The following is a 24,785-nucleotide window of genomic DNA, read 5'->3' on the forward strand; positions in this document are numbered from 1 at the left end:
CCACTCAAGTGGGACCACGGACGCCTGACCAGGCAAACGCAGGGTAAAAACAGGTCCGCTGCCAGCGACGTCACAGATTTTGTTATCGAGTCGACGCGCAGTGCGCTGACCTGCGGTTACCCTAACCTAACTTCCACCCTCGGTCCCATTTGCCCGGTTCTTCGGGCTTCCCGAGACGTGCGCTCGCTGGACTTACAGGTGAGCCTTACCTAAAAACTTCACGGGACCAGAAGAACGAGGAGGTGGACCGGTGTTGTTCTCGAGCGCGCTGATCGGGCTACGCGAAGGCCTGGAGGCTGCGCTCGTCGTCAGCATCCTCGTGGCCTTCCTGGTCAAGACCGAGCGACGCCACGCGCTGCGCTGGGTGTGGCCCGGCGTCGGCGCGGCGGTGCTGCTGTCGATCGCCGTCGGCGCGGTCCTGACCTACACGACCGCCCAGCTCTCGTTCGAGCACCAGGAGCTGCTCGGCGGGAGCCTGTCGATCGTCGCCGTCGTGTTCGTCACGGCGATGATCTTCTGGATGCGCAAGGCGTCCAAGAGCATCGCCGCCGAGCTGCGCGGGAAGATGGACGACGCGCTGGACGTCGGCCCGATGGCCGTGCTGCTGCTGTCGTTCCTCGCCGTCGGCCGCGAGGGCCTCGAAACCGCCGTGTTCTTCTACTCCGCCGTCCAGACCGCGCAGTCGGACACCTCGCAGCCGCTGATCGGCTTCGCCATCGGCATCCTCGCCGCGGTCGTGCTGGCCTGGCTGCTCTACCGCGGCGCCGTCCGGTTCAACCTCTCGAAGTTCTTCACGATCACCGGCGTGCTGCTGGTGTTCGTCGCCGCCGGCGTGCTCGGCTACGGCCTGCACGACCTCCAGGAGGCCGCGTTCCTGCCCGGCATCAACACCCTCGCCTTCGACGCGTCGAACGTGCTGCCGGAGACGTCCTGGTACGGCGCCCTGCTCAAGGGCATCCTCAACTACTCGCAAGCGACGACCGTGCTGCAGGCCATCGCGTGGGTCGCCTACGTCGTCATCGTGCTGCCCCTTTTCCTCAAGCCCAGCAAGAAGACCGCGCCGGCGCCCGCCGCCGCGGCCGCCCCGAAGGAGTGACCGTGCGCAAGACCCACAGAACCCCGCTGGCCCTGGTGGCCGGCGCCGCCGCGCTGGTGACGCTCGCCGCGTGCGACGGCCAGGGCGGCAGCGGCGACGCGGCCCAGACCGGCGCGGCCGGCGGCCCGATCAAGGTCGAGGCTTCGGACACCGCGTGCAACGTCTCCGTCAACACCGCCGCCGCGGGCAACGTCACCTTCGAGATCACCAACAAGGGCGCCAAGGTCACCGAGTTCTACCTCTACGCCGAGGGCGACCGGATCATCGGCGAGGTCGAGAACATCGCCCCCGGCCTCAACCGGCGGCTGATCGTCGAGGCGTCCGACGCGGGCAAGTACCAGACCGCGTGCAAGCCGGGCATGGCCGGCAACGGCATCCGCGGCGACTTCACCATCACCGGCGGCGCGCCGAAGCAGGCCGACGCCAACGCGCAGAAGGCCGCGGCCACCAAGAGCTACGCCGACTACGTCGCGAACAACACCGCCGCGCTGGAGGAGCAGACGGGCAAGTTCGTCGACCTCGTCAAGGCCGGCAAGGTCGACGAGGCGAAGGCCGCGTACGCGACCACCCGCGTCTACTACGAGCGCATCGAGCCGGTGGCCGAGAAGTTCGGCGACCTGGACCCGGCCATCGACGTGCGCGAGGCCGACCTCGAGCCGAACCAGCAGTTCACCGGGTTCCACCGGCTGGAGAAGGACCTCTACGTGACCGGCCTCAAGCCGGACAGCCCGCAGATCGCGGACAAGCTGCTCACCGACGTCAAGGACCTGGTCTCGAAGACGAAGACCCTCGAGCTGACCGCGCTCGACCTGGCGAACGGCGCGAAGGGCCTGCTCGACGAGGTCGCCACCGGCAAGATCACCGGCGAGGAGGAGACCTTCTCGCACACGGACCTGTGGGACTTCCAGGCCAACGTGGACGGCTCGAAGGGCGCGATCGCCTCGCTGCGGCCGCTGCTGCAGGAGCGGGACGCCGCCCTCGTGTCCACTTTGGACAAGGAGTTCGCGAACGTGCAGGGCCTGCTCGACAAGACCCGCGTCGGTGACGGCTACAAGCTGTACGACCAGCTGTCGCAGGACGAGATCAAGGCGTTCGCCAGTGCCGTCGACGCGCTGAGCGAGCCGCTGAGCAAGGTTGCGGAGGTTGTTTCCAAGTGACCGAAGACGGCACCCGCGTCTCCCGTCGGAAGCTCTTCGGCCTGGCGGGAGCGGGTGTCGCGCTCGCCGGGGCCGGAGCCGCGGCGGGCATCGGGATCGACAAGGCGACCAGCAGCAACGCCGAGGCGTCGGTGACCACCGTCGACTTCCACGGCGAGCACCAGGCCGGGATCGTCACGCCGGCCCAGGCGAACCTGCACTTCGCCGCCCTGGACGTGACGACCACCGACCGCGAGAAGCTGCGGCAGCTGCTCAAGACGTGGACCGACGCGGCCCGCCGGATGACGGCGGGCCAGGAGGTCGTCGCGAACGGCGCGGTCGGCGGCGGCGAGTTCGCCCCGCCGGGTGACACCGGCGAGGCGCTCGACCTGCCGGCATCGCACCTGACGCTGACCATCGGTTTCGGGCCGTCGCTGTTCGACGGCCGCTTCGGTCTCGCGGCGAAGCGGCCGCCGCAGCTGATCGACCTGCCGCTGTTCCCGAAGGACAAGCTCGACCCCGCCCGCAGCGGCGGCGACCTGTGCATCCAGGCGTGCGCGGACGACCCGCAGGTCGCCGTGCACGCCGTGCGCAACCTGGTGCGGCTCGGCTTCGGCGTCACCGAGGTCCGCTGGTCGCAGCTCGGCTTCGGCCGCAGCTCGTCGACGTCGCGGGCGCAGCAGACACCGCGGAACCTGTTCGGGTTCAAGGACGGCACGAACAACATCAAGTCCGAGGACACCGACTTCCTGCGCGACCAGGTGTGGGCCACGCCGGCCGACGGGCAGGCCTGGATGGCGGGCGGCAGCTACCTGGTGGCGCGCCGGATCCGGATGCACATCGAGACGTGGGACCGCGAGACCCTCGACGGCCAGCAGCAGATCATCGGCCGCACGAAGGGCGTCGGCGCGGCCCTGGGCCAGCAAAACGAGTTCGACGAGATCGACCTTGACGTCGGCGGCGCGGGCGGCGAGAAGCTGATCGCCGAGGACGCCCACGTCAGGCTCGCGTCGCACCAGGCGCTCAACGGGACGCGGATCCTGCGCCGCGGCTACAACTTCGTCGACGGCTCGGACGGTGTCGGGCACTTGGAGGCCGGGCTGTTCTTCCTGGCGTTCAACCGGGACACGCGCAAGCAGTACGTCCCGATGCAGCAAGCGCTCTCGTCGAAGGACGCGATGATGGAGTACGTCCAGCACACGGGTTCGGCGCACTTCGCCGTCCCGCCGGGCGTTTCGCCGACCGGCTCCTGGGGCGACGCCCTGTTTGCCTAAAGGCTTTAGGCTGATCTACACTCGCTTTAGGCAAAAGGGAGTGTAGTCATGGTTCGTGCTGGGTTGACCACGGAACGCGTCGTGCGTGCCGGGGCGGAATTGGCCGATGAGGCCGGCTTCGAGCAGGTGACGCCGTCGGAGCTGGCGCGGCGGTTCGACGTCAAGGTCGCGAGCCTGTATTCGCACGTCAAGAACGCCCACGACCTGCGGACGAAGATCGCCCTGCTCGCGCTGGAGGAGCTCGCCGACCGGGCCGCCGCCGCGCTGGCCGGGCGGGCGGGGCGCGACGCGCTCGTGGCCTTCGCCGACGTCTACCGCGACTACGCCCGGGAGCACCCCGGGCGGTACGCCGCCGCGCGGTTCCGGCTCGATCCGGAGACCGCCGCCGCGAGTGCCGGGGTCCGGCACTCGCAGATGATGCGCGCGATCCTGCGGGGTTACGACCTCACCGGGCCGGACGAGACGCACGCCGTCCGGTTGCTGGGCAGCGTCTTCCACGGCTACGTCGACCTGGAGTCCCAGGGCGGCTTCGACCACAGCTCCCCCGCCTCCCAGGAGTCCTGGACCCGGATTCTCGCCGTCCTCGACACCCTTCTCCGCGATTGGCCGCAGACATGATCACCACCGCCCTCACCGCCTCGCTGGTTCGCGGCGCGCTCGAACTGGAGCCCACTGAACTCGGCCTGGTCCCGCACCGGCTGCCCGCCCGCGCACGAGCCCAGAACACCGACCCGCGCCTGGCCATGGCCGAGGCGCAGCCCGCGGGCGTGCGGCTGCGGTTCCGGACCCGCGCCGACGTCGTCGAGCTGGAAACCCGGCCCACGAAGCTGGTGTACGCGGGTGCCCCGCCGCGCCCGGACGGCGTCTACGACCTGCTCGTCGACGGCCGGCTCGCGCAGTCAGGCGTGGTCGAGGGCGGCAGCACGCTGACCGTCGATCCGCGCACCGGCGCCGGGTCGCGGGCCGACGGCCCGACCGGCCGTGTCCGGTTCGCCGGGCTCGGCGACGCCCTCAAGGACGTCGAGATCTGGTTGCCGCACAACGAGATCACCGAGCTGGTGGCGCTGCGCACCGACGCGCCGGTCGAGACCGTGCCGGCCCGCGGCCGGGTCTGGCTGCACCACGGCAGCTCGATCAGCCACGGCTCGAACGCGGCGACGCCGTCCGGGACGTGGCCCGCGCTCGCCGCCACCGCGGCCGGTGTCGACCTGGTGAACCTCGGGTTCAGCGGCAACGCGTTGCTCGACCCGTTCACCGCCCGCGCGTTGCGCGACACCCCGGCCGACCTGATCAGCGTCAAGCTCGGCATCAACGTCGTCAACGCCGACCTGATGCGGCTGCGCGCGTTCGGCCCGGCCGTGCACGGGTTCCTCGACACCATCCGCGACGGCCACCCGGACACGCCGCTGCTGGTCGTCTCGCCGATCCTCTGCCCGATCCACGAGCGGACGCCGGGGCCGGGCGACTTCGACCACGAGGCGCTGGCCGCGGGCGAGGTGCGGTTCCGGGCCACCGGCGACCCCGCCGAGACGGCTGCGGGCAAGCTGACGCTGGAGGTCATCCGCGCCGAGCTGGAGCGGATCGTGGCGGCCCGGCAGGACGCCCGGCTGCACTACCTCGACGGCCGCGCGTTGTACGGCGAGGCGGACTTCGCGGAGTTCCCGCTGCCGGACAACCTGCACCCGGACGCGGCGGCGCACCGCCGGATCGGCGAGCGGTTCACGAAGCTCGTGTTCGCCGACGGCGTCTTCGCCTGACACCGGGCTTGACTTCAAGCTCGCTTGAAGTTGAATGCTGGACGCATGTTCACCGAAGCAGAGCTCGCGTACCTCGCTGACCAGCCCCTCGGCCGCCTGGCCACGGCCCAGCCCGACGGCAAGCTCCAGGTCAACCCGGTCGGCTTCCGCTACAACCCGGACGAGAAGACCGTCGACGTCACCGGGCACAACCTGCGCACCAGCAAGAAGTTCCGCAACATCGCGACGAACGACCAGGTCGCGTTCGTCGTCGACGACCTCCCGTCGACGAACCCGTGGCGGGTCCGCTGCCTGGAGATCCGCGGCCGCGCGGAAGCACTGGTCGGCGTCAGCCTGCCGGACAACCACTTCGACGACGCGGTGATCCGCATCCACCCGGCCCGCATCCTCGCCTTCGGCGTCGAGGACTGGGACCGGGAGCCGCTGGAGCTGGAGACGAACATCCGCAACGTCTGACGTCGGTGCCGGTGCGGGCGCTGGGGGTGCCCGCACCGCCGCCGGTCACTGGTGCACGCACCCGGCCCGGGTGCAGCGGAGCTGACCGAAGTCGTGGTTGTACTGGTCGGACAGGTGGATGTAGATCACCTGGACGCCGCCGACCTGGTTGATGGTGAGGACTTCCGAGAAGGGCGCGTCGACCCCGGGGAACGTCGCGTCGCACTCGACGGGGCTGGTGTAGGTGCCGTTGACACCCCAGACGCAGACCTCGCGGTAGCCGCTGACCGCGTGGATCGTGCCGGACACCGTCGCCGAACGGCCGTCGGTCCACCCGATGGTTCCCGCGGCCACACTGGCGCCGTACTCGATCCGCCACGGCGTCGTCACCGCCGCGTCGGCCACGGCCGCCGAGCCGAACATCGCCGCCACGACCGCCGCCAGCGCGACCACTGACCTGATGACCCGCATGGAAATCCTCCCCACGCCCGGCACCGTGCCGGACTCCGGGAGGCTAGTGGCGGATTCCGGGGAGACCCCAGGGTTTTGCGCATCCCGAAATTGCTCCACTGTGGACGGTCAGCCGCGCAGCACACGATGGCCGTGCCCGGTGAGTCCGTGGCGCACCGACCGCCCGGTCCGCCGCGTGGCGACCAGACCGGCCGCGCGAAGGGCCGTCGCGCACTGGGAGGCCCGCGACGGGCTGATCCGCGTCGCCTCCGCCAGCTCGGCGGTGGAGCGTTCGCCGTCTCCGAGGAGCCGGAGGATCTCGGCGCGGGTCCGGCCCAGCACGTCGCTCAACGCGTCGGCCGGGCACCGCTTCACCGGCGGCGCCGCCGGGCAGTAGAGCACCGGTTGCGCCGCCTCGGGGACGAACCGCAGCCGGCGCGCGGTGGAGTCGACGAGCAGTCCCCGCCCACCGAGCCGGACGGCGTGGTCCGGAAGGTCACGGATCGACAGGACCGGAGCCTGCCACCGGACCCGCGGGTGCAGCGCGTTGAGCAGGTCACCGATCCCCGCCCGAAGCCAGCTCGCCTGATCGCCGGCGGTGGCGAACCGGGTCCGGGCCAGATCTTCGACATCGAACAACACGCGCAGCATGGCTTCCTCCGATGTGGCCGCCGCGGTACCCGGCGGGCGCTGCATCCACGCCGAGACGCGGGTTCCGGTTGAGCCGGCACCGGATGTTCACCGCCCCGGCCGGTCGCGCCACACGGACGGCGCCTGCCCCGGCCGTCACCCCGGCGCCCACCCCAACCGGTCCAGTCCGTGGCTACCGGCGGCCGCCCCAGGCCGCGTAGGTCGCCGCTCCCGTTAGCGCCAGTACCGCCGCCGTCCACGTCGCCGCCGTGGTGGCCGGGGGTTGCAGCATCCACGCGGTGATGCGGGCGCCGGTCGAGTCGTCGTCCGGGACGAACGGGGCGATCGCGCACCAGGCCAGCGGGAGCGTCCAGCCGAACTGGCCGCCCGCCGCCGTGGCCGCGAGGCCGGCCAAGCCCGCCAAGCCCGCCGCGTCGCGGACTATGATCGACAAGTCGACAATCGGCGTGCCCAGGTGCTGCACCCCCAGCACCAGCGCGCCCGTCGCGACGCCGATCAGGGTCAGGTGCGCGAACCGCCGGACCGGCCACGGGCGGGCCGCGGTGCGGTCGAGATCCGGGTCCTGGCCGCTCAGGCCGATCGCCGCCACCGCGATCCCGGCCGCCAGCGTCAGCACCACCAGCAGGGTGCCCCACGAGTCGCGGCCCAGGAACCACAGGCCGAACGTGGCCACCAGCAGCGCCGCGAACGCCGCCGGGAGCTGCCTCGACCGGGCGTAGAGGATCGCCCACCTCATCGCAGCGCCCCCGGCACGAGCGTGTCGATCGGGTCGCCGTTGCAGGTCAGCAGCACCTGGCGCAGTGCGGCCACCCGGGCGAACTGCACGTCCGCCGGCAGCGCGCGGAACTTCTGCCACACCTGCTCGATCCGGCCGAACTCGTGGCGGAACCAGCTGCCGCCGTACTCGGGCAGCAGCTTCAGCTCGCCGGTGAAGTACGCCGCCGCGATCATGCGGCCGCCCATGTCGGACAGGTCGCCGTAACTCGGTGGCATGCACGCGGGCAGCCCGGCCCCGGACAGCACCGCGACCCGCAGGGCACTCGCGTCCGCCGTGAGCAGGTCGTCGTTGAGCTGGAAGTCCAGGTAGACGACGCCGGAATCGCGAGCGGGCCGGCCGGCGACGGAGTTCGGCGCCGTCTGCTCCTCGATCCGGGTGGGCGCGCCGGGCAGCTTCGCCAGCAGTGCCAGCGCTTCGCGGCCCGGCCCGGCCAGCGCGGCCAGCCTGTCCTCGTGCGCCCGGCTGACGCAGATCGGCCCGTCGCAGAGCTTCTGCGCGGCGATGCTGTCGGCGGCCATGAGACCGTCGGCGGAGGCCGGGAAGACCGGCAGGGCAATCGCCGCTCCGGCCACCACCGGCAGCAGGCCGAGGAGCCGGGTCCGCGCGGAGTTCGCCGCCAGCAAGAGGAAGCCCGTCACGGCGAGCCCGAGGAACCACGCCGTCTGCCCGAGGTCCACCGAGGTCGACGTCGTCACCAGCGCGCCCTGCGGCTCGTCGAAGGTCGGCGTCAGCAGCCCGAGCCGGCTGTAGGAAAGCAAGCCCGCCGCCCAGACCAGCACCGACACCACCAGGGTCAGCACGGCCAGCGCGGGCGCGGTCAGCGGGTGCGGCAGCAGCCGCCCGACCGCCAGGCCGACCCAGCTCCCGGCCACGATGGCGAGCAGGCCGACGAACAGGACCGGCAGGAAGCTCGCGGAAACGAACCCGCCGTGCCCCAGCACCTCGGCCAGGCCGACGCCGAACACCAGCACGAACCCGAGCGCGCACAGCGCCCCCACCGCCCCAGCGAGCCGCAATGCCCGGTGCCACCCCGGCCGGGACGTCGTGGACAGCAGTTCGACCATGCCGGAGCGGCTGTCGCGCATGCCCTGGATCGCCCCGGCGCCGACGGCGACCGGCCACAGGAACACCATGAGGAACCGCAGCCACAACGCGGTGGTCGTCGTGTTCGCCGTCCACGGCGCGGGCACCTTCCACCACGGGCCGGACAGCAGGAACAGGAACCCGAGCGCGATCACGACGAGCGCCAGCCCGGCCCAGGGCGCGATGGAGCGCCGCAGTTCGATGCGGAAGACCATCACCACGCCCCCTTGCCGTGCTCGTGGTTCAGCAGCGCCGAATAACCGCGCTCGATCGGGCTGTCACCGACGTGGTCCGGGGTCCCCGCCGCGGCCAGCTCGCCCGGCGTCCCCTGGAAGACCAGCTTGCCCTCGGCGAAGAGCACGACGTCGGAACACGCCGTGCCGACGTCTTCGACCAGGTGCGTCGAGATCAGCACGCACGAGTCCTGGCCCAGTTCCTGGACGAGCTCGCGGAACCGGACGCGCTGGGCCGGGTCCAGGCCGGCCGTCGGCTCGTCGAGCAGCAGGATGTCCGGGTCGTTGACGATCGCCTGCGCGATCCCGACGCGACGCACCATGCCGCCGGAAAGCGTCTTCATCCGGTCGCCGGCGCGGTCGGCCAGCCCGACGCGCTCGATCGCGCGCTGCACCGCGCCCGGGATGTCCGCCTTCGGCATTTCCTTGAGCCACGCCAGGTATTCGACGAACTCGCGGACCGTGAACCGCTTGTAGTAGCCGAAGTCCTGGGGCAGGTAACCGATCCGGCGGCGCAGGCCGCGCTGCCCGGCGTGTCCCCCGGCCGGTGCGCCGAGCAGCGTCAGCCGGCCTTCCGCCGGGCGCAGCACCGTCGCCAGTGCCCGGATCAGCGTCGTCTTGCCCGCGCCGTTCGGCCCGAGCAAGCCGTGCACCCCCTTGCCGAGGGACAGGTCCAGCCCGTCCACCGCCATTTTCCGCCTGCCGACCCGCACCTTCAGCCCTTCCGCCTGGATTTCCCAGGCGTAGGCCGTTGGCGCGATCTCGGCGGCCCCGACAGCACGCATGTCTTCCTCCCTAGTCGCCGACGCCGAGCCGGGTGAACGCGCCCTTGTGCAGGGCGACGACCACCGTCGTCAGCGCGAAGATCCCCGCCCACACCGGCACCGCGCCGGCACTGAGCACAACCGTTTGCTGGTGCGCCACCACGCTCGGCAGCACCACCGCCGCGACCCACACCGCGCCGAGCACGCCGGCCGCGCGGGTGACCCCGATCAGCCCGCCCAGCGCGAGCGTGCCGGTGGTGAAGGCCAGGCTCGGCACCAGCCAGAGCGCCAAGCCGGTGCCGGTCAGCCAGCCCGCGAAGCCGAGCACCGGCAGGACGACGACGAGCACCGCCACCGTCCGCCGCGCGATCAGGTACAGCCCGGCCCGCGGGGTCGCGACGACGACCTCGTACGCCGGATCGAGCCCGCGCGCCCACGACGCGGCGACGCCGAGCACCGGCAGCAGCGGCGCGAGCAGCTGCACCGCCGTCGTGTCGAACGTCGTGGGCCAGATCCGGTCGAGCGCCACCACCAGCAGCGTGAGCAGCACGATCATCGCCAGCCACGGCACCATCACCGGCGTCGTCCAGGTGAACAGCCACCGCCGCCGCGGGTGCGCTTTCGGCTGTGGCCGCGGGTGCGCGGGCGTGCCCGACAGCTCGATGTCCACCGCGAGCCGCGACCAGACGAGGTCCACCACCGGCTGCGCGGGCCGCAGCACGGCCAGCCGCGCCCGGCACACCGCGCAGGTCTCGAGGTGCGCCTCGATGCCCCAGAGCTGGCCACCGGGGAGGTCGTCGCCCGCCGTGTAGCCGGCGATGAGCTCGTCCGACGGATGCTTCATGACAGTGCCTCCCGCATCGCGATCCGCGCCCGCCGGGCCCGGGTCTTGACGGTGCCTTCCGGCAGCCCGAGCAGGACGGCGGTCTCGCGGACGGTCAGCCCGTCGAGCACCATCGCCTGCAGCACGGCCCGCAGCTCGGGTGCGAGGTCGCGCAGCGCGTCGCCGACGTCGTCCCCGACCGCCGCCGCCAGCGCTTCTTCCTCGGCCCCGGGCACCGGCGCGACGTCGAGCGCCATCACCGGCGGCGGCTGCGCGTGGTGCGCCCGCCGGCGGAACGCGTCGACCAGCCGCCGGGCGGCGATGATCCACACCCAGCCGACCGCGGAACCGCCGGCCGCGGACCCCGCGAACGAGCCCGCCGCGCGCCAGACGGCCAGGTACGTCTCCTGCATGACCTCGGCGACGACCTGCTCGTCCGCGCACCGGCGGCGCAGACGCACGGCCAGCCAGGGCGACGTGCGGCGGTAGAGCTCCTCGAACGCCGCGCGGTCGCCCTTGGCCGTGCGCCGGACGAGGTGCTCCTCGTCGGCGTCCTCCAGTGGCTTCATCCTCACACCGGGGAAGACGCCGGAAGATCGCCCCCGGTTCTCACTCGGATGTGTGCTGCGTCACATTCACTGGGTCAGTCGCGGGCCGGCCAGAACTTGCGCCAGCCGTCCGCTTCGAGGGTGGTCGGCTCCAGGCCGGCGTCGCGCGCGGCCTGCTCGGCGGCGCGGACCTCCAGCGCGAACTCCTTCGCCAGCGCTCGCAGCTCGCCCTCCGGGTCGACGCCCGCGCGGCGCGCCGTGGCCGCGATGCGGAACAGCTGGGCCGCCGCGTTCGAGCCCTCGGGGAAGAGGTCCAGCGGGATGCCGGCGCGGCCGCTGCGCTGGCCGAGCTTGCCCGCCAGCGCGACCGCGGGCTGGCCGAGCGCGACGCCGTCCACAATGGACAGACGCTGCTTCTCGCGCTGCTTCAGCTCTTCCCACTTGGCGTTCTGGTGCTCGACCGTGCGCACCTCGTCGGCGCCGGCGAAGACGTGCGGGTGCCGGCCGACCAGCTTCTCGACCAGTGCGGCCGCGACGTCGTCGATGCCGAACGGGTCCGCGGGGTCCTCGGCGGCGACGCGGGCGTGGAAGAGCACCTGCAGCAGGACGTCGCCGAGCTCCTCGCGCAGCGCCTCGCGGTCGCCGTCTTCGATCGCGTCGAGCAGCTCGTAGGTCTCCTCGACCAGGTACTGCCGCAGCGACTCGTGCGTCTGCACGGCGTCCCACGGGCAGCCGCCCGGCGAGCGGAGCCGGTCCATCACGTCCGCGGCTTCGACCAGCGGCGGGACGGGCGTGTCGATGACCTGCGCGCCGGTCGCGATGAGCACGGCCGCGGCGGGTTCCTCGCGGGACGTCGTGAGCAGCACGATGCCCTTCAGGGACAGCGCCTCCGTGATCGCCGGGACCCCGAACACCGCGGGGTCGACGTCCGACGCCGCGAAGACGGCGGTGGACTCACGGAGGACCTTCAGCGCCGCGGCGGGCAGTGTCGCCCCGCGGACGACTACGACGACGCCCCGGCTCACTGCTGCGCGGGAGCGGCACCGCGCAAGGGCAGCACGGTGCCCTGGGTGGCGTCCTGGTTCGTCGCGAGGTTCATGCTCACAACATCCCACACGCCGTACCGGGGGTTGACGCGCAGCCCGCTCGGGCCCACGTAGGGCTGCAGGAGCCGGGTGCCGATGGCGGTCAGCTGCTCGTCGGTCGGCTTCTGCGCCTCCTGGTCCGCCGGCACGGCCTTGTCGGTGCCGCGGGTGCGGACGACGAAGACGTACCAGTCGGGCTTGGTCGGCATCCGCGCCTGGAACACGACGACGCTGTTCGCGGCGGAGCCGAACAACGCGGTCTGCGCCAGCGCGAGGTACTGCGAAGCGCCGAAGAGCTCGGTGAGCCCGGCGTCGGAGACGTCGCCGGGGGCCGGGCCGGGGCCGCCGGACTGCTGGGCCTGCTGCGCGGCCTGCGCCGCCTGGCTCGCCTGTTGGATGGCGCCCTGGATCTTGCCCGGGTCGTCGGCGAACTGCTTCGCGAGGTCGAACGCGCGGGCGCGGGCGTCCTTGTCGTTCGCGGCGGCCGCGCTGATCCCGACGTAGTCCGCGCCGACCGACAGCTTCGGCAGGTACTTCTCGGCGAGCTGCTGCTCCAGGACGACGTCGCCGGCCGTCTCGTTCTTGTCGCGCAGCTTGGAGACGATCTCGGTGACGGCGACCTGGTCGCCCTGCCCGGTGTCGGCGACCGGGGCGGCGGACTCCTTCGCGGCGAGGGCGGCGATCTTCGCCTGGTCGGCGACGATGCCCTCCTGCTTCGCGGCGCGCAGGGTCAGCTCGTGGAGCACGGACTGCCGGATGATCTCGCGGCCGAGCAGGTCGACCTTGTGCTCACGCGCGAGCTTCTGCGCGTACGGCTGGTCCCGGACGGCCTGGTCGATCATCGACTGCACCTGGTCGAGGGAGACCGAGCGGTCGCCGACGATCACCGCACTGCCGACCTGACCGGGGCCCGCACCGCACCCGGCGAGCAGGAGAGCGCCGGCAACGACCGCCACCAGCGCGCGAGGGCGCCCCATGATCCGCATCACAGCGCATACCCTCTCACACCTTCGCGGCCGAAACGCAACACCCGTTCGGTTTCGCCGGGCGTACCGTCGTCGGCATGGACCACTGGCTGACCATCGAGGTCTTCGATGGCGAGTCCACGGCTTCGTTGTGGCGGCTCGCCCGGGGTGACGCACTGACCGAAGCAGCACTGACGAACGGCGCCGAGCAGTGGGTGTGGCACGAACACCGCTGGGGCGTCGTGCTGGAGATCGAATTCCGTTCCGAGGAAAGCCGCGACGCGTTCCGGGCGTTGCCGGTCGTGACGGCGGCGCTCGACGCCGTGCCCGATCCGGCGCGCGGGTTGCTGGTGTACCCGGGCCGCGGTGGCGGCGCGGGGACGCGGAACCCCCGCCGGCCACGGCCGAAGCCGATGTCGGACGCCGGGGCCGTGCCGGTGCCGGTCGAGCAGGTGCGGATGGGGCTGGCGGACCCGATGCCGCCGATGTTCAGCGAAGTCGGCTGAGCGACGGACGTCCGGTACGCAACCGGACGTCCGTTTCCGTTACACCGCCGCGGGTTTCTTCGTCAGCTGCGTCAGCAGCTTGGCGCACCAGTCGAGCAGCTCCTCGTCGCGCAGCGTCGGGGCGCCGATACGGCCGCCCGCCGCGCCTTCCGTGGGCTTCGGCACCGACACGGTGTTCGTCACGGCCTTGAACATCGCCTTCGGGTACAGCCGCTTCAACCGGACCATTTGCGAATCCTGCAAGGGCAGCGGCGCGAAACGGATCGTGTTGCCCTGCACGGCCACCTCCGTCACGCCCGCCTCGCGGCAGGTGTGCCGGAACCTCGCCACCGCGAGCAGGCGGTTGACCGTCGCCGGCGGCTGGCCGTAGCGGTCGATCAGCTCTTCGCGCACCGCGTCCAGGCCCTCGGTGTCCGGCGCCGCCGCGATCTTGCGGTACGCCTCCAGCCGCAGCCGCTCGCCCGGGATGTAGTCGTGCGGGAGGTGGGCGTCGATCGGGAGGTCGACGCGGACGTCGGCCAGCTCCTCGTCTTCCGCCGGCTCCGCGCCCGCGTGCCGGCGGAAGGCGTCGACCGCTTCGCCGACCAGCCGCACGTACAGGTCGAACCCGACACCGGCGATGTGCCCGGACTGCTCCGCGCCCAGGATGTTGCCCGCGCCGCGGATCTCCAGGTCCTTCATCGCGACCGCCATGCCCGCGCCCAGCTCGGTGTTCTGGGCGATCGTCGCGAGCCGGTCGTGCGCCGTCTCCGTCAGCGGCGCCTCCGGCGGGTACAGGAAGTACGCGTACCCGCGCTCGCGGCCACGCCCGACGCGGCCGCGCAGCTGGTGCAGCTGCGCCAGCCCGAGCAGGTCGCCGCGCTCGACCAGCAGCGTGTTGGCGTTCGAGATGTCCAGCCCGGTCTCGACGATCGTGGTGCACACCAGGACGTCGTACTCGTTCTCCCAGAAGCCCTGGATGATCTTCTCGAGCTTGTCCTCGTTCATCTGGCCGTGCGCGGTGACGACGCGCGCCTCCGGCACCAGCTCCCGGATGTGCCGCGCGGCCTTCTCGATCGACGAGACGCGGTTGTGGACGTAGAAGACCTGGCCGTCGCGCAGCAGCTCGCGGCGGATCGCCGCGCCGACCTGCTTGTCGTCGTACGAGCCGACGTAGGTCAGGATCGGGTGCCGGTCTTCCGGCGGCGTCAGGATCGTCGACATCTCGCGGATGCCGGCCAGCGACATCTCGAGCGTGCGCGGGATCGGCGTCGCCGACATCGTCAGGACGTCGACGTGCGTGCGCAGCGCCTTGATGTGCTCCTTGTGCTCGACGCCGAAGCGCTGCTCCTCGTCGACGATCACCAGACCCAGGTCCTTGTAGCGGATCCCGGTCTGCAGCAGGCGGTGCGTGCCGATCACGATGTCGACCTCGCCGCCGGCGAGCTGCTCCAGGATGATGTCCGACTCGGTCTTGTTCGTGAACCGGGACAGGCCCTTGATCGTCACCGGGAACGAGCGCATCCGCTCGTGGAAGGTGTTGAGGTGCTGCTGGGCGAGCAGCGTCGTCGGGACGAGGACGGCGACCTGCTTGCCGTCCTGCACCGCCTTGAACGCGGCGCGCACGGCGATCTCCGTCTTGCCGTAGCCGACGTCGCCGCAGATCACGCGGTCCATCGGGACGCCGCGCTGCATGTCCGACTTGACCTCGTCGATCGCGGCGAGCTGGTCGTTGGTCTCGGTGAACGGGAAGGCGTCTTCCAGCTCGCCCTGCCACGGCGTGTCCGGGCCGAACGCGTGCCCGGGCGCGGCCTGGCGCGCGGCGTAGAGCTGGACCAGCTCGGCGGCGATCTCCTTGACCGCCTTCTTGGCCCGTGCCTTGGTGTTCTTCCAGTCGGAGCCGCCGAGCTTGTTGAGCGTGGGCAGCTCGCCGCCGACGTACTTGGACACCTCGTCGAGCTGGTCGGTCGGGACGAACAGCCGGTCGCCGGGGTGACCGCGCTTGGACGAGCCGTACTCCAGCAGCAGGTATTCGCGGGTCGCGCCGGCGACGGTGCGCTGCACCATCTCGACGAACCGGCCGATGCCGTGCTGCTCGTGGACGACGTAGTCGCCGTTCTTGAGGGCCAGCGGGTCGACGGCGTTGCGCCGCCGCGACGGCATCTTGGTGGTGAGGTCCTTTGTGGACGTTCCGGCGCCGGCGCCGCGGCCGGTGAGGTCGGCTTCCGACAGCACGACGAGGGCGCGCTCCGGCGAGACGAACCCTTCGGTGAGGGCGCCGCAGGTGACGGTGACCGTGCCGGGCGGGAGCGAGCCCGTGACGCCGTCACCCGCCAGCGACGCCGGGACGTCGGCGCTCGAGAGCTGCTCGACGGCGCGGGCCGCGGTGCCCTGACCGGCGACGACGAGCACCGCCGTGCCGCCCGCCGCGGTGTGCGCGCGCAGGTCCGCCGTCGCGCGGTCGATCTCGCCGCGGTAGGCCGGCGCGGCCTCGACCGAGACGCGGTAGACGTCCGGGTCTTCGCTGGTCAGCTGGCTGAGCGTCCACCAGGTGCGCTTGGTGTCCTGCGCGTGGGACGCGATCCCCTCGAGCCCGCGGTAGGCGGACGAGCCGAGGTCGATCGGGGCCAGGCCGCCCGCCGCGGCCGTCGTCCAGGACGCTTCGAGGAACTCCTGGCCGGTGCGGACGAGGTCGGCGGCGCGGGCGCGGATCTTCTCCGGGTCGGTCAGCAGGACGTGGGTGCCGACCGGCATCGCGTCGGTGAGCAGCTCCAGCTCGCCTTCGCAGAGCACCGGGATGAGCGCTTCCATGCCCTCGACGGGGATGCCGTCGGCCAGCTTGGTGAGCATCTCCGACAGGTGGGCGTCGGCTTCGTAGGTCTTCGCCAGCTCCGCGGCCTTGTCCTTGACCGGCTGGGTGAGCAGCAGCTCACGGCACGGCGGCGCGGTGACGCGCGGGATCTCGCCGGGCAGCGACCGCTGGTCGGAGACGGCGAACGCGCGGATCTCGCTGACCTCGTCGCCCCAGAACTCGACCCGGACCGGGTGCTGCGCGGTCGGGCCGAAGAGGTCGAGGATGCCGCCGCGGACGGCGAACTCGCCGCGCTTCTCGACCATGTCGACGCGGGTGTAGGCCAGCTCGACCAGCCGTTCCAGCAGGGCGTCGAAGCTCTGCTCCTCGCCGACGATCAGGTCGACCGGGGCGAGCGAGCCGAGCCCGGGGGCCATCGGCTGGATCAGGCTGCGGACGGTGGCGACGACGACGCGCAGGTCGTCGGCCCCGGTCTTCAGCCGGTGCAGCACCTCCAGCCGCCGCCCGACGGTGTCGGCGCGGGGCGAGAGCCGCTCGTGGGGCAGGGTCTCCCAGGACGGGAAGTCGGCGACCCGGCTCGTGCCCAGCAGCGCGCCCAGCGCCGCGGTCAGCTCGTCGGCCTCCCGGCCGGTGGCGGTCACGACGAGCACGGGTTTCCCGGCGCCGTCGTCGGAGGCGAGGGCGCCGGCGACGAGCTGGCGCGCGGCGATCGGCCCTTGGAGTTCGAGCAGCGGCGCACCGGCGCGCTCGACCACTCCACGCAGGGCCGGGTCGGGAAGTACGGCGGTGAGGAGTCCGGACAGTGAAGCGTTTGTCACGGTCCCCAGCCTACGTGCCACCCCCGACAGGTTTCCGATCACCGCTGGCCGCGCGGGTGCCCGGAGCCGGTCGGCGCGCGGGCCGGGATCGACGGCCGCGGGGCACCGGCGCCTGGCCGTGGCGGCCCGCGAACCGCCGGACCACCTCCTCGGCCAGGTCGCCCAGCGCCCGCAGGTCGACCCAGGTGGCGTTGAGCCGCCGGCAGTGCTCGGCGCGGCCGTCCCACGGCTCCGGCGGGAGCCGCACGACCGGGCCGGACCCCGCCGTGGCGGCCGGCATGAAGTGGTGGGTCCGGCCCGGCCCGCCGACGGTGACCAGCCCGAAGTCGTGGACGAGCGAGCAGCGCAAGGCGTAGAGCGCTTCCCGTTCCGGTTCACCCAATCGAGGGGCGAACTGCCGCAGCGCCCGGACGACCGGCGGGCCGGGCGCCCGGCAGGCGCTCCCCACCTGGTCGACCAGCAGCAGGTAGCCGACGGCCCCCAGCCAGTTCCCGCTCAGCGCCGCTTTGCCCGGCTCGATCCGGCCGGTTTCGCGGTCGCGGCCGGTCGCCCGGCGCGCCTCGCGCAGCACGGCGGTCAGGCGGCAGGCCGGGACCGCCGGCAGCGGCTGCCGCGCCGACCAGTTCACCTTCGCCATGCCGATGAGTCGGTGCCGGCCCGCCCGCGTTACGCGGCCCGCAGTTCCGCCGCCACCTCCGCCAGTCGCGGCAGCTGCTCGTCGAAGACCTTCGGCTCGGTGCTCGCGACCCGCAGCAGCACGTGCTCGGCGCCGGCGTACTCGCGCAGTTGCGACGCCACCTCCGCGGCCGAGCCCGTGACCTGCATCTGGATGCGCTGGACGAAGCCCGCGGGCATGCCGTAGTTGCGCCGGCAGTAATCCTCCAGCAGCGCCGTCCCGCGATCGGCGTCGTCCTCGACCAGGACCGTCGCGAACAGCGCCGGGGTCACCGGCCGCGACGCCGTCGAGCGGATCCCGGCCAGCCCGGCGGCGTAGTCCGCGGGGTCGGGCGGGTACGGGAGCCAGCCGTCGTAGAGCCGGCCGGCGCGCTCCAGCGCCCCCGGCGTGTGCGCCGCCAGCCACACCGGCGGGCCGCCCGGGCGCGCGGGTGCCGGGAACACCGGCAGGGAGCCGTAGTCCAGCACCGGCCCGTGGAACGACGTCTCGCCGCGCCACGCGGCCCGCCACAGCGCCACGATGTCGTCCAGCCGCGCGCGCCGGCGGGCCCACGGGACGCCGGTGAACGCGAACTCCGGTTCACTCCGCCCGGCGAACCCGGCGCCGACGGCCACCGTGAGCCGGCCGCCGCTGAGCAGGTCGAGGCTCAGCAGCTGGTTCGCCGTCAGGATCGGGTCGCGCAACGCCGGGAGCAGCGAAGCCGTCCCGAGCGTGACGCGGGACGTGCGCGCCGCGAACGCGCCGAGGATGGTCAGGGCGTCGATCGGGGCGCGGGCGAGCGTGTCGCCCACCCACACCGAGTCGAGGCCGAGGCGTTCGGCCTCGACGGCGGTCTCGACCAGTTCGGGCGCGGTCCGCCCGGCGTCGAGGATGGGCTGGTAGGTCGGGACGACCAGGCCGTATTTCGTCATGCCGCAAGCCTGTTCGTATCGGGGTATGGGCTCAATTCCTCGCGGGGAATGGCGCGGACCGCGATGATGGTCGGGTGAACTTCGGAACGGCGCTCAAGGACTGGCGGATTCGGCGGCACCTCAGCCAGCTCGACCTGGCGTTGCGCGCCGGGACGACGCAACGGCACGTGAGCTTCATGGAGAGCGGGCGCTCGCTCCCCGGCCGCGGGATGGTGCTGCGTGTCGCCGAGTCGCTGGAACTGCCGCTGCGCGAACGCAACGGCCTGCTCTACACCGCCGGCTTCGCGCCGTCGTACCCCGAAACGCGCCTCGACTCCCCGGCGATCAAGCCGGTCCTCGACGGCCTGCGGCGGCTGCTCGACGGCCATCGGCCCTACCCGGCGATCGTCGTCGACCGCTACGGCGTGCTGGTCGCGAAGAACGACGCCTTCGGCCTGCTCACCGAGGGCGTCGCGCCGGAGCTGCTGGAGGAACCGGTGGACACGCTGCGGCTCGCGCTGCACCCCGAGGGCATGGCGCCGCGCGTGCGCAACCTCGACGACTGGGCGCGCCACATCCTCGAGCGCATCCGCAACGACCTCGCGCGCAACCCGGACGACCGGCTGGCCGCGCAGCTCGCCGAACTGGAGTCGTACCTGCCCCCGGCGTCCCCGCCGGCCCCGGACCACCTGGGGTTCGCGGTCCCGGTCCGACTGTCCACTTCGGTCGGTGAGCTGCGGCTGATCACCGCGATCACGACGTTCGCGACCGCGGCCGACGTCACGGTGTCGGAGCTGAAGCTGGAGACGTTCCTGCCGGCGGACGCCGAAACCGCGGAAGCCCTGCTTCAGACGGCCGACGCCGACAGCTGAGTCCGGCTTGGTCCGACTTAGGGCGTAAAACTCCCTATTTATCCACTTGATAGGGAAGGTTAGAGTACATTGCATGACGATATACAGGTCCGAGGTAGGCGCCCGGCTGCTGCGTGAGCGCTACCTCGACGTCCTGACGGCGTGGCCCGTCCCCCATGAGCAGGTCCGGGTGCCGACGCCCGAGGGCGAGACGTTCGTGCTCGTCTCCGGCCCGGCCGGCGCTCCGGCGCTGGTGCTGCTGCACGGTTCCGGCAGCAACTCCGGCGAGTGGGCGCCCCGGCTGCCCGCGCTCGCCGAGCGGTTCCGGGTGTACGCCGTCGACATCGTCGGCGAGCCGGGGCTGAGCGCCGAGACGCGGCCGCCGCTCGGCACCGATCGCTACGCGGCCTGGCTGGACGCCGTGCTCGACCAGTTCGGCGTGCCGTCGGCGGCGTTCCTGGCGTCGTCGCTCGGCGGCTGGCTCACGCTCGACTACGCGACCCGGCGCCCGGACCGCGTCACCGCGCTCGCGCTGCGGTCCCCGATCGGCCTCGGCCCGATGAAGAAGGCGTTCCTCGTCAAGGCCGTGCTGTGGGCGCTGCTGGGCGAGCGGGGCCGGCGCAGGTCGGTGGCCGGTGTCCTCGGCGACGCGGGCACGCCGGAGGTCGTCGAGCACCAGCTGCTCGTGTCGGCGAACTACCGGTACCGCACCGGCCCTTTCCCGCCCTTCGACGACGCCACGCTGGCCGGGCTGGCCGTGCCGGTGTACGCCGTCGCCGGCGCCGACGACGTCATGGTCGACTCCGCGACGACCAAACGGCGGCTCGAGGCGTTCGCGCCGGACGCCGTCGTCGACCTGGTGCCCGGCACCGGGCACTACCTCCCCGGCGACGCGGACCTGGAGTTCCTCACGCGCGCGGCGGCGAACGGCGATTTCACCGCTTGATGGCAGGATGAGCCGTATGCGGCGTGTGCTGGGTCTCATCGGTGTGGTGTCCCTGCTGGTCACGGGCTGCTCGGGGGCGTCGAGCGCGCCCGTGCAGAGCGTCTCGCCACCACCGTCCACACCGGCGGCAGCGACCGGGAAGTTCAAGGTCGAGACGGTCACCGCGGGCCTCGAGCACGGCTGGGACATCGGTTTCCTGCCCGACGGCGGCATCCTCGTGCCGCAGCGGCCCGGCAAGCTCGCGCTGGTCCGCGACGGCCGGGCCACCGAGGTGCAGGCCGACTTCTCCGACGTCTTCGCCCAGGGCGAGGGCGGCCTGCTCGGCATGGTGATCAGCCCGGACTTCACGACCAGCCGCGAGTTCATCACCTGCCAGGACCACCAGGAGGGCGGCAAGCCCGTCGACATCCGGCTGGTCACCTGGAAGCTGGCCGGTGACGGCGGGAGCGCGACGAAGGTCGGGGATCTGCTCACCGGGCTGCCGATCAACCCGAGCGGCCGGCACTCCGGCTGCCGCCCGACCTTCGCACCGGACGGCGCGCTGCTGGTCGGCACCGGCGACACGGCGAAGTCGACCGTCTCGCAGGACCGCCACTCCTTGGGTGGCAAAGTGCTGCGATTGGACGCGAAGACCGGGAAGCCGTTGCCGGACAACCCGTTCATCACGTCGTCGGACCCGCACGAGCGGCTCATCTACACCGACGGACACCGCAACCTGCAGGGCGTGGCCATCCGGCCGGGCAGCGGCCAGGTGATCACCGCCGAGCACGGCCCGACGTTCGACGACGAGGTCAACCTGCTGAAACCGGGCGCGAACTACGGCTGGGACCCGTCGAAGGGCGGCACGGACTCCAGCTACGACGAGAGCGTGCCGATGACCGACCTCAAGCGCTTCCCCGACGCGGTGAGTCCACTATGGACGTCCGGCAAGATCACCGAGGCGATCAGCGGCGACGCTTTCCTGACCGGCGCCCAGTGGGGCCGCAACGACGGCGCGCTCGTCGTCGTCGCGCTCAAGGGCCAGAAGCTGCTGCTGTACCACTTGGACCCCGCGGGCAAGGTCCTGGACGTCACGCTGCCCCCGGAGTTCGACGACAAGTTCGGCCGCCTGCGCGCGGTCCGCAGCGGCCCGGACGGCGCCCTGTACGTGACCACCTCGGACGGCACGAACGACAAGCTGCTGAAGGTCACGCCCGCCTGATTCATGCGAAAGACACACCGAGCCGGTGCCGGGAACACTGTCGCACCGCGCTCCGATCGCGGAACATGGTGTGCACCAAGAGTTTCGCCCGCCACCGACGAGTGTTGGACGCGGTCCGAAGAAAGCTTTCCCGCGGCAGCACCCGCGCCGGTCCCCGAGCGCCATCGCCGACCTGGCGCCCGGGGACCGGCTTCCAACCGTCCTGGTTGCCCATATCGGCTTGACCGGCGACCGCCGGCCGCCCAGGCTGAGCCCTTGTGGACGCCGAGGTGAGTTACCCGTGGCCGCCGCGGCCGAACCGATCGACGACGGGTGGCGGCCCATCGATCTCGCCCTCGACGACTTCGAGCCTCGAGGCGTCGCGGAAGCGCCTGGGCCCGGCGACGTCACGACGCTGTACTGGTGGCGGCCGGCCTTCTGGCGTCGCGGCCGGAACTCGACCAGGTCCTAACCGCCCAGGTAGGCGCCGCCGTTGACGTGTACGACCTGGCCGGTCACGTGCCCGGCCGCCGGGCTCGCGAGGAACGTCACCACCGCCGTGACGTCCTCCGGTGTGCCCGGTCGCTTGTTCATCGTGTTCCCGACCAGCCGCTCGCGGCGGCGGTCGCTGAGCTGGCCGTGGAAGAACTCCGTCTCCCCGATCAGTCCCGGCGCGACGACGTTCGCGGTGATGCCACGTGCGCCGAACTCCTGCGCCACGCTGACGTTCCACGCCTCGACCGCGGCCTTCGCGGCGCCGTAGGAGCCGGCGCCGGTGTGGGCGGCGATCGAGCCGATCGTCACGATCCGGGCGCCGTCGGCGAGGCGGTCGCGCAGTGCGTGCGTCACCAGCGCGGCACTGACCACATTGGACCGGAGGTTCCGCTCGAACGCGGCCGCGAACCCGGCGAGGCCCTCTTCGGTGTCCCCGGCGAAGTCCGTGTTGCCGCCGGCGTTGTTGACGAGCACGTCGACCCGGTCCGGCAACTCACCCAGTGCGGTCTCGACGGCCGCGGGATCGGCGGCGTCGAACACGACGGGCCGCGCGCCGAGCAGCGTCGCGGCTTCGGTGAGCACCTGCTCGCGACGTCCGGTGATCGTGACGCGGTCGCCGGCCGCCGCGAAAGCCGCCGCGACGGCGTACCCGATGCCCGTGCCGCCGCCCGTCACCACTACTTCCCTGCTGTTCCCCATGTCCCCGACCCTAGTGCCTAGGATCGGGTCATGACGAAAGCCTTGGCGAGGCCGGCATGATCGACAAGATCGCGTGGCTGCACCTGGTGGACGGCCGCATCCTGAGCATCCGCTCGCGTGGCAAGGACGTCTACTACCTCCCGGGCGGCAAGCGCGAACCGGGCGAGACGGACGCGCAGACGCTGGTCCGGGAAGTCCGCGAAGAGGTCTCCGTGGCGATCACCGAGCCGACGATCGCGCCCGCCGGCGTCTTCGAAGCCCAGGCGGACGGCAAAGCGTCCGGTGTGGTGGTCCGGATGACGTGCTTCACGGCGGAGTACACGGGAACGCTGGTGGCGAGCAGCGAGATCGAGGAGATCACGTGGCTCGCCTACGAAGACCGCGACCGCGTTTCGGCCGTGGACAAGATCATTTTCGACCACCTGCACCAAACAGGACTGCTGAGATGAACGACGGTGCCGAACAGTTCTTCGACCTGAACATCGAGCGGGTGCTGGAGCACTGGCCGGTGGCCTTCGCGATCCGCGAGATCATCGCCAACGCCCTCGACGAGCACGCTCTCACCCGGACCGGCGAACCGGTGATCACCAAGGATCCCGCGGGCGCGTGGCACGTGGCCGACTTCGGCCGCGGACTGCGTTACGAACACCTCACGCAGAAGGAGAACGACGAGAAACGCGGCTCCGACGTCGTGATCGGCCAGTTCGGCATGGGCCTCAAGGACGCACTGGCCGTGTTCGACCGCCACGACGTCGACGTGGTGATCCGCAGCGGGCACGGCGACATCACCACCCGGCAGCGCGCGAAGGAGTCGTTCGCCGACGTGCGCACCCTGCACGCCGTGATCCGCCCTGCGGCCGACCCCGGTCTTTCCGGGACGGACGTCGTGCTGCGCGGCGTCACCGACGACGACGTCGCGGCGGCCCGGAGGTTCTTCCTGCACTACAGCGGGGACGAGCTGCTGGAGAGCACCTCGGCCGGCCAGGTCCTGAAGCGGATCGATCCCGGGGCTCCCGGCCGGATCTACGTCAAGGGCCTCCTCGTCGCGGAAGAGCCGAACTTCCTGTTCTCCTACAACATCACCGACATCAACGCGCCGTTGCGGCGCGCCCTCAACCGCGAGCGCAGCAACGTCGGCCGGTCCGCCTACACCGACCGGGTCAAGGCGATCCTCAAGCAGTGCCGCTCGGCCCAGGTCGCCTCGCCCTTGGCCGACGACCTCGCCGAGTTCGCCACCGGCCGGATGCACGACGAGCTGAGCTGGCGCGAGATCACCCTGCACGCGTGCACGGTCCTGGCCACCCACGAGAAAGTCGTCTTCGTGACGCCGTCGGAGCTGCAGGAGGGCACCCCGCAGCTCCGTTACGCCGAGCAGGAGGGCTACCGCTTGGTGACCGTCTCCGGGGAGGTGTCGGCGAAGCTGAACCAGCAGACCGACTTCGACGGCAAGCCGTTGCTCGACCTGAGCGGCTACCGCGAGGCCTGGAACGACAGCTTCGTCTTCACGCTGGTGAGCACGGCCGAGCTGTCACCGCGGGAGAACTCGGTCTACGCACTGACCGACGCCGTCGCCCGCCTCGCGGGGATCGACCTGCGCCGGGCCGGCGTGCACAGCGTCGTGATCTCGGAGACCATGCGCCTCGACGTGACCGGGGAGTCCACCCTGGGCCTGTGGGAGCCGGGCGAGAACCGGATCGTGATCCACCGCAGCCAGCTGGCCGGCGCCGCCGCGTACTGCGCGACGCTGCTGCACGAACTCACCCACGCGGTCTCCGGCGAATCCGACAACTCGCTGGAGTTCGAAGCCGCGCTCACCGCGATGCTCGGCAAGATCGCGCTTCAAGCCTTGAAGTGA

At 71.8% G+C, this 24,785-nt stretch carries 25 protein-coding genes; 12 read left to right on the forward strand and 13 right to left on the reverse strand.

Features of this window, described 5'->3' with window-relative positions:
- Positions 1-250: 250 nt before the first annotated feature.
- Genes efeU through OHS58_RS30850 form a run of 6 tightly spaced genes read left to right on the forward strand, consistent with a single transcriptional unit; the run spans position 251 to position 5,719 of the window.
- Positions 251-1,096: an iron uptake transporter permease EfeU gene (gene efeU, locus OHS58_RS30825; RefSeq protein ID WP_326944446.1), complete on the forward strand. Its 846-nt coding sequence runs from the start codon at positions 251-253 to the stop codon at positions 1,094-1,096.
- Complete coding sequence (gene efeO / locus OHS58_RS30830; RefSeq protein WP_326957735.1) at positions 1,093-2,253, forward strand: iron uptake system protein EfeO; 1,161 nt, start codon at positions 1,093-1,095, stop codon at positions 2,251-2,253. Before efeU ends, efeO begins: the two co-directional genes overlap by 4 nt.
- On the forward strand, positions 2,250-3,506 hold the full coding sequence (gene efeB / locus OHS58_RS30835; RefSeq protein ID WP_328644848.1) for an iron uptake transporter deferrochelatase/peroxidase subunit: 1,257 nt from the start codon (positions 2,250-2,252) through the stop codon (positions 3,504-3,506). The genes efeO and efeB overlap by 4 nt, the downstream gene beginning before the upstream one ends.
- A gap of 48 nt (positions 3,507-3,554) precedes the next feature.
- Complete coding sequence (locus OHS58_RS30840; RefSeq protein ID WP_326944449.1) at positions 3,555-4,124, forward strand: TetR/AcrR family transcriptional regulator; 570 nt, start codon at positions 3,555-3,557, stop codon at positions 4,122-4,124.
- Complete coding sequence (locus OHS58_RS30845; RefSeq protein ID WP_328644849.1) at positions 4,121-5,263, forward strand: GDSL-type esterase/lipase family protein; 1,143 nt, start codon at positions 4,121-4,123, stop codon at positions 5,261-5,263. The genes OHS58_RS30840 and OHS58_RS30845 overlap by 4 nt, the downstream gene beginning before the upstream one ends.
- A gap of 45 nt (positions 5,264-5,308) precedes the next feature.
- Positions 5,309-5,719, forward strand: a complete 411-nt coding sequence (locus OHS58_RS30850) for a PPOX class F420-dependent oxidoreductase (protein ID WP_247057880.1) — start codon at positions 5,309-5,311, stop codon at positions 5,717-5,719.
- 45 nt (positions 5,720-5,764) lie between these two features.
- On the opposite strand, the gene OHS58_RS30855 is transcribed toward OHS58_RS30850, so the two are convergent.
- From OHS58_RS30855 to OHS58_RS30895, 9 genes are all read right to left on the reverse strand, one after another.
- Positions 5,765-6,169, reverse strand: coding sequence for a hypothetical protein (locus OHS58_RS30855; protein ID WP_328644850.1), 405 nt, complete (start codon positions 6,167-6,169; stop codon positions 5,765-5,767).
- Positions 6,170-6,277: 108 nt separating this feature from the next.
- Positions 6,278-6,799, reverse strand: coding sequence for an ArsR/SmtB family transcription factor (locus OHS58_RS30860; RefSeq protein ID WP_328644851.1), 522 nt, complete (start codon positions 6,797-6,799; stop codon positions 6,278-6,280).
- A gap of 172 nt (positions 6,800-6,971) precedes the next feature.
- Positions 6,972-7,535 (reverse strand): hypothetical protein, encoded by a 564-nt coding sequence (locus tag OHS58_RS30865; protein WP_328644852.1) that lies wholly within the window; start codon positions 7,533-7,535, stop codon positions 6,972-6,974.
- Positions 7,532-8,875 carry a hypothetical protein gene (locus OHS58_RS30870; RefSeq protein ID WP_328644853.1) on the reverse strand — a complete coding sequence of 448 codons (1,344 nt, stop codon included), beginning with the start codon at positions 8,873-8,875 and terminating at the stop codon, positions 7,532-7,534. The genes OHS58_RS30865 and OHS58_RS30870 overlap by 4 nt, the downstream gene beginning before the upstream one ends.
- Positions 8,875-9,678, reverse strand: coding sequence for an ABC transporter ATP-binding protein (locus OHS58_RS30875; RefSeq protein WP_326944455.1), 804 nt, complete (start codon positions 9,676-9,678; stop codon positions 8,875-8,877). Before OHS58_RS30875 ends, OHS58_RS30870 begins: the two co-directional genes overlap by 1 nt.
- Positions 9,679-9,688: 10 nt before the next feature.
- Positions 9,689-10,501, reverse strand: a complete 813-nt coding sequence (locus tag OHS58_RS30880) for a zf-HC2 domain-containing protein (RefSeq protein ID WP_328644854.1) — start codon at positions 10,499-10,501, stop codon at positions 9,689-9,691.
- Positions 10,498-11,049, reverse strand: a complete 552-nt coding sequence (locus OHS58_RS30885; RefSeq protein ID WP_328644855.1) for an RNA polymerase sigma factor — start codon at positions 11,047-11,049, stop codon at positions 10,498-10,500. Before OHS58_RS30885 ends, OHS58_RS30880 begins: the two co-directional genes overlap by 4 nt.
- Before the next feature lie 74 nt (positions 11,050-11,123).
- Positions 11,124-12,053 (reverse strand): MazG family protein, encoded by a 930-nt coding sequence (locus OHS58_RS30890; RefSeq protein WP_326944457.1) that lies wholly within the window; start codon positions 12,051-12,053, stop codon positions 11,124-11,126.
- On the reverse strand, positions 12,050-13,090 hold the full coding sequence (locus OHS58_RS30895; protein WP_328644856.1) for a hypothetical protein: 1,041 nt from the start codon (positions 13,088-13,090) through the stop codon (positions 12,050-12,052). Before OHS58_RS30895 ends, OHS58_RS30890 begins: the two co-directional genes overlap by 4 nt.
- A gap of 86 nt (positions 13,091-13,176) precedes the next feature.
- On the opposite strand from OHS58_RS30895, the gene OHS58_RS30900 reads away from it, so the two are divergent.
- Positions 13,177-13,584, forward strand: a complete 408-nt coding sequence (locus OHS58_RS30900) for a hypothetical protein (protein WP_326944459.1) — start codon at positions 13,177-13,179, stop codon at positions 13,582-13,584.
- Between the two features lie 39 nt (positions 13,585-13,623).
- Here the strand turns inward: OHS58_RS30900 and mfd are convergent, their stop codons facing one another.
- From mfd to OHS58_RS30915, 3 genes are read right to left on the reverse strand one after another with little or no spacing between them, the layout of a single operon-like run.
- Positions 13,624-17,178 carry a transcription-repair coupling factor gene (gene mfd, locus OHS58_RS30905; RefSeq protein ID WP_328649882.1) on the reverse strand — a complete coding sequence of 1,185 codons (3,555 nt, stop codon included), beginning with the start codon at positions 17,176-17,178 and terminating at the stop codon, positions 13,624-13,626.
- Positions 17,179-17,203: 25 nt separating this feature from the next.
- A complete protein-coding gene (locus OHS58_RS30910) occupies positions 17,204-17,830 on the reverse strand; it encodes a hypothetical protein (RefSeq protein WP_328644857.1) in 627 nt (208 codons plus the stop codon).
- Between the two features lie 29 nt (positions 17,831-17,859).
- Entirely contained in the window at positions 17,860-18,780 is a 921-nt protein-coding gene (locus tag OHS58_RS30915) for an LLM class flavin-dependent oxidoreductase (protein ID WP_328644858.1), read from the reverse strand.
- Between the two features lie 74 nt (positions 18,781-18,854).
- Here OHS58_RS30915 and OHS58_RS30920 point away from each other — a divergent pair, with 74 nt between their 5' ends.
- The 3 genes from OHS58_RS30920 to OHS58_RS30930 all read left to right on the forward strand — a co-directional run bounded on the left by OHS58_RS30920 (position 18,855) and on the right by OHS58_RS30930 (position 21,757).
- Positions 18,855-19,631: a helix-turn-helix transcriptional regulator gene (locus OHS58_RS30920; protein ID WP_328644859.1), complete on the forward strand. Its 777-nt coding sequence runs from the start codon at positions 18,855-18,857 to the stop codon at positions 19,629-19,631.
- A 73-nt stretch (positions 19,632-19,704) separates the two neighbouring features.
- Positions 19,705-20,556, forward strand: a complete 852-nt coding sequence (locus tag OHS58_RS30925; RefSeq protein WP_328644860.1) for an alpha/beta fold hydrolase — start codon at positions 19,705-19,707, stop codon at positions 20,554-20,556.
- A 16-nt stretch (positions 20,557-20,572) separates the two neighbouring features.
- Entirely contained in the window at positions 20,573-21,757 is a 1,185-nt protein-coding gene (locus OHS58_RS30930; protein WP_328644861.1) for a PQQ-dependent sugar dehydrogenase, read from the forward strand.
- Between the two features lie 447 nt (positions 21,758-22,204).
- Here the strand turns inward: OHS58_RS30930 and OHS58_RS30935 are convergent, their stop codons facing one another.
- Positions 22,205-22,930 (reverse strand): SDR family NAD(P)-dependent oxidoreductase, encoded by a 726-nt coding sequence (locus tag OHS58_RS30935; RefSeq protein ID WP_328644862.1) that lies wholly within the window; start codon positions 22,928-22,930, stop codon positions 22,205-22,207.
- Positions 22,931-22,986: 56 nt separating this feature from the next.
- On the opposite strand from OHS58_RS30935, the gene OHS58_RS30940 reads away from it, so the two are divergent.
- Complete coding sequence (locus OHS58_RS30940; protein ID WP_328644863.1) at positions 22,987-23,379, forward strand: NUDIX hydrolase; 393 nt, start codon at positions 22,987-22,989, stop codon at positions 23,377-23,379.
- A complete protein-coding gene (locus OHS58_RS30945) occupies positions 23,376-24,785 on the forward strand; it encodes a hypothetical protein (RefSeq protein WP_328644864.1) in 1,410 nt (469 codons plus the stop codon). The genes OHS58_RS30940 and OHS58_RS30945 overlap by 4 nt, the downstream gene beginning before the upstream one ends.

Source organism: Amycolatopsis sp. NBC_00348, assembly GCF_036114655.1.
Lineage (GTDB): Bacteria > Actinomycetota > Actinomycetes > Mycobacteriales > Pseudonocardiaceae > Amycolatopsis.

Excerpts from the sequence above, each read along its gene's own strand:
- OHS58_RS30840 (WP_326944449.1), top strand. The coding sequence starts at position 3,555 with ATGGTTCGTGCTGGGTTGACCACGGAACGCGTCGTGCGTGCCGGGGCG.
- OHS58_RS30845 (WP_328644849.1), top strand. The coding sequence starts at position 4,121 with ATGATCACCACCGCCCTCACCGCCTCGCTGGTTCGCGGCGCGCTCGAA.
- OHS58_RS30850 (WP_247057880.1), top strand. The coding sequence starts at position 5,309 with ATGTTCACCGAAGCAGAGCTCGCGTACCTCGCTGACCAGCCCCTCGGC.
- OHS58_RS30855 (WP_328644850.1), bottom strand. The coding sequence starts at position 6,169 with ATGCGGGTCATCAGGTCAGTGGTCGCGCTGGCGGCGGTCGTGGCGGCG.
- OHS58_RS30860 (WP_328644851.1), bottom strand. The coding sequence starts at position 6,799 with ATGCTGCGCGTGTTGTTCGATGTCGAAGATCTGGCCCGGACCCGGTTC.
- OHS58_RS30865 (WP_328644852.1), bottom strand. The coding sequence starts at position 7,535 with ATGAGGTGGGCGATCCTCTACGCCCGGTCGAGGCAGCTCCCGGCGGCG.
- OHS58_RS30870 (WP_328644853.1), bottom strand. The coding sequence starts at position 8,875 with ATGGTCTTCCGCATCGAACTGCGGCGCTCCATCGCGCCCTGGGCCGGG.
- OHS58_RS30875 (WP_326944455.1), bottom strand. The coding sequence starts at position 9,678 with ATGCGTGCTGTCGGGGCCGCCGAGATCGCGCCAACGGCCTACGCCTGG.
- OHS58_RS30880 (WP_328644854.1), bottom strand. The coding sequence starts at position 10,501 with ATGAAGCATCCGTCGGACGAGCTCATCGCCGGCTACACGGCGGGCGAC.
- OHS58_RS30885 (WP_328644855.1), bottom strand. The coding sequence starts at position 11,049 with ATGAAGCCACTGGAGGACGCCGACGAGGAGCACCTCGTCCGGCGCACG.
- OHS58_RS30895 (WP_328644856.1), bottom strand. The coding sequence starts at position 13,090 with ATGGGGCGCCCTCGCGCGCTGGTGGCGGTCGTTGCCGGCGCTCTCCTG.
- OHS58_RS30900 (WP_326944459.1), top strand. The coding sequence starts at position 13,177 with ATGGACCACTGGCTGACCATCGAGGTCTTCGATGGCGAGTCCACGGCT.
- OHS58_RS30910 (WP_328644857.1), bottom strand. The coding sequence starts at position 17,830 with ATGGCGAAGGTGAACTGGTCGGCGCGGCAGCCGCTGCCGGCGGTCCCG.
- OHS58_RS30915 (WP_328644858.1), bottom strand. The coding sequence starts at position 18,780 with ATGACGAAATACGGCCTGGTCGTCCCGACCTACCAGCCCATCCTCGAC.
- OHS58_RS30925 (WP_328644860.1), top strand. The coding sequence starts at position 19,705 with ATGACGATATACAGGTCCGAGGTAGGCGCCCGGCTGCTGCGTGAGCGC.
- OHS58_RS30930 (WP_328644861.1), top strand. The coding sequence starts at position 20,573 with ATGCGGCGTGTGCTGGGTCTCATCGGTGTGGTGTCCCTGCTGGTCACG.
- OHS58_RS30935 (WP_328644862.1), bottom strand. The coding sequence starts at position 22,930 with ATGGGGAACAGCAGGGAAGTAGTGGTGACGGGCGGCGGCACGGGCATC.
- OHS58_RS30940 (WP_328644863.1), top strand. The coding sequence starts at position 22,987 with ATGATCGACAAGATCGCGTGGCTGCACCTGGTGGACGGCCGCATCCTG.
- OHS58_RS30945 (WP_328644864.1), top strand. The coding sequence starts at position 23,376 with ATGAACGACGGTGCCGAACAGTTCTTCGACCTGAACATCGAGCGGGTG.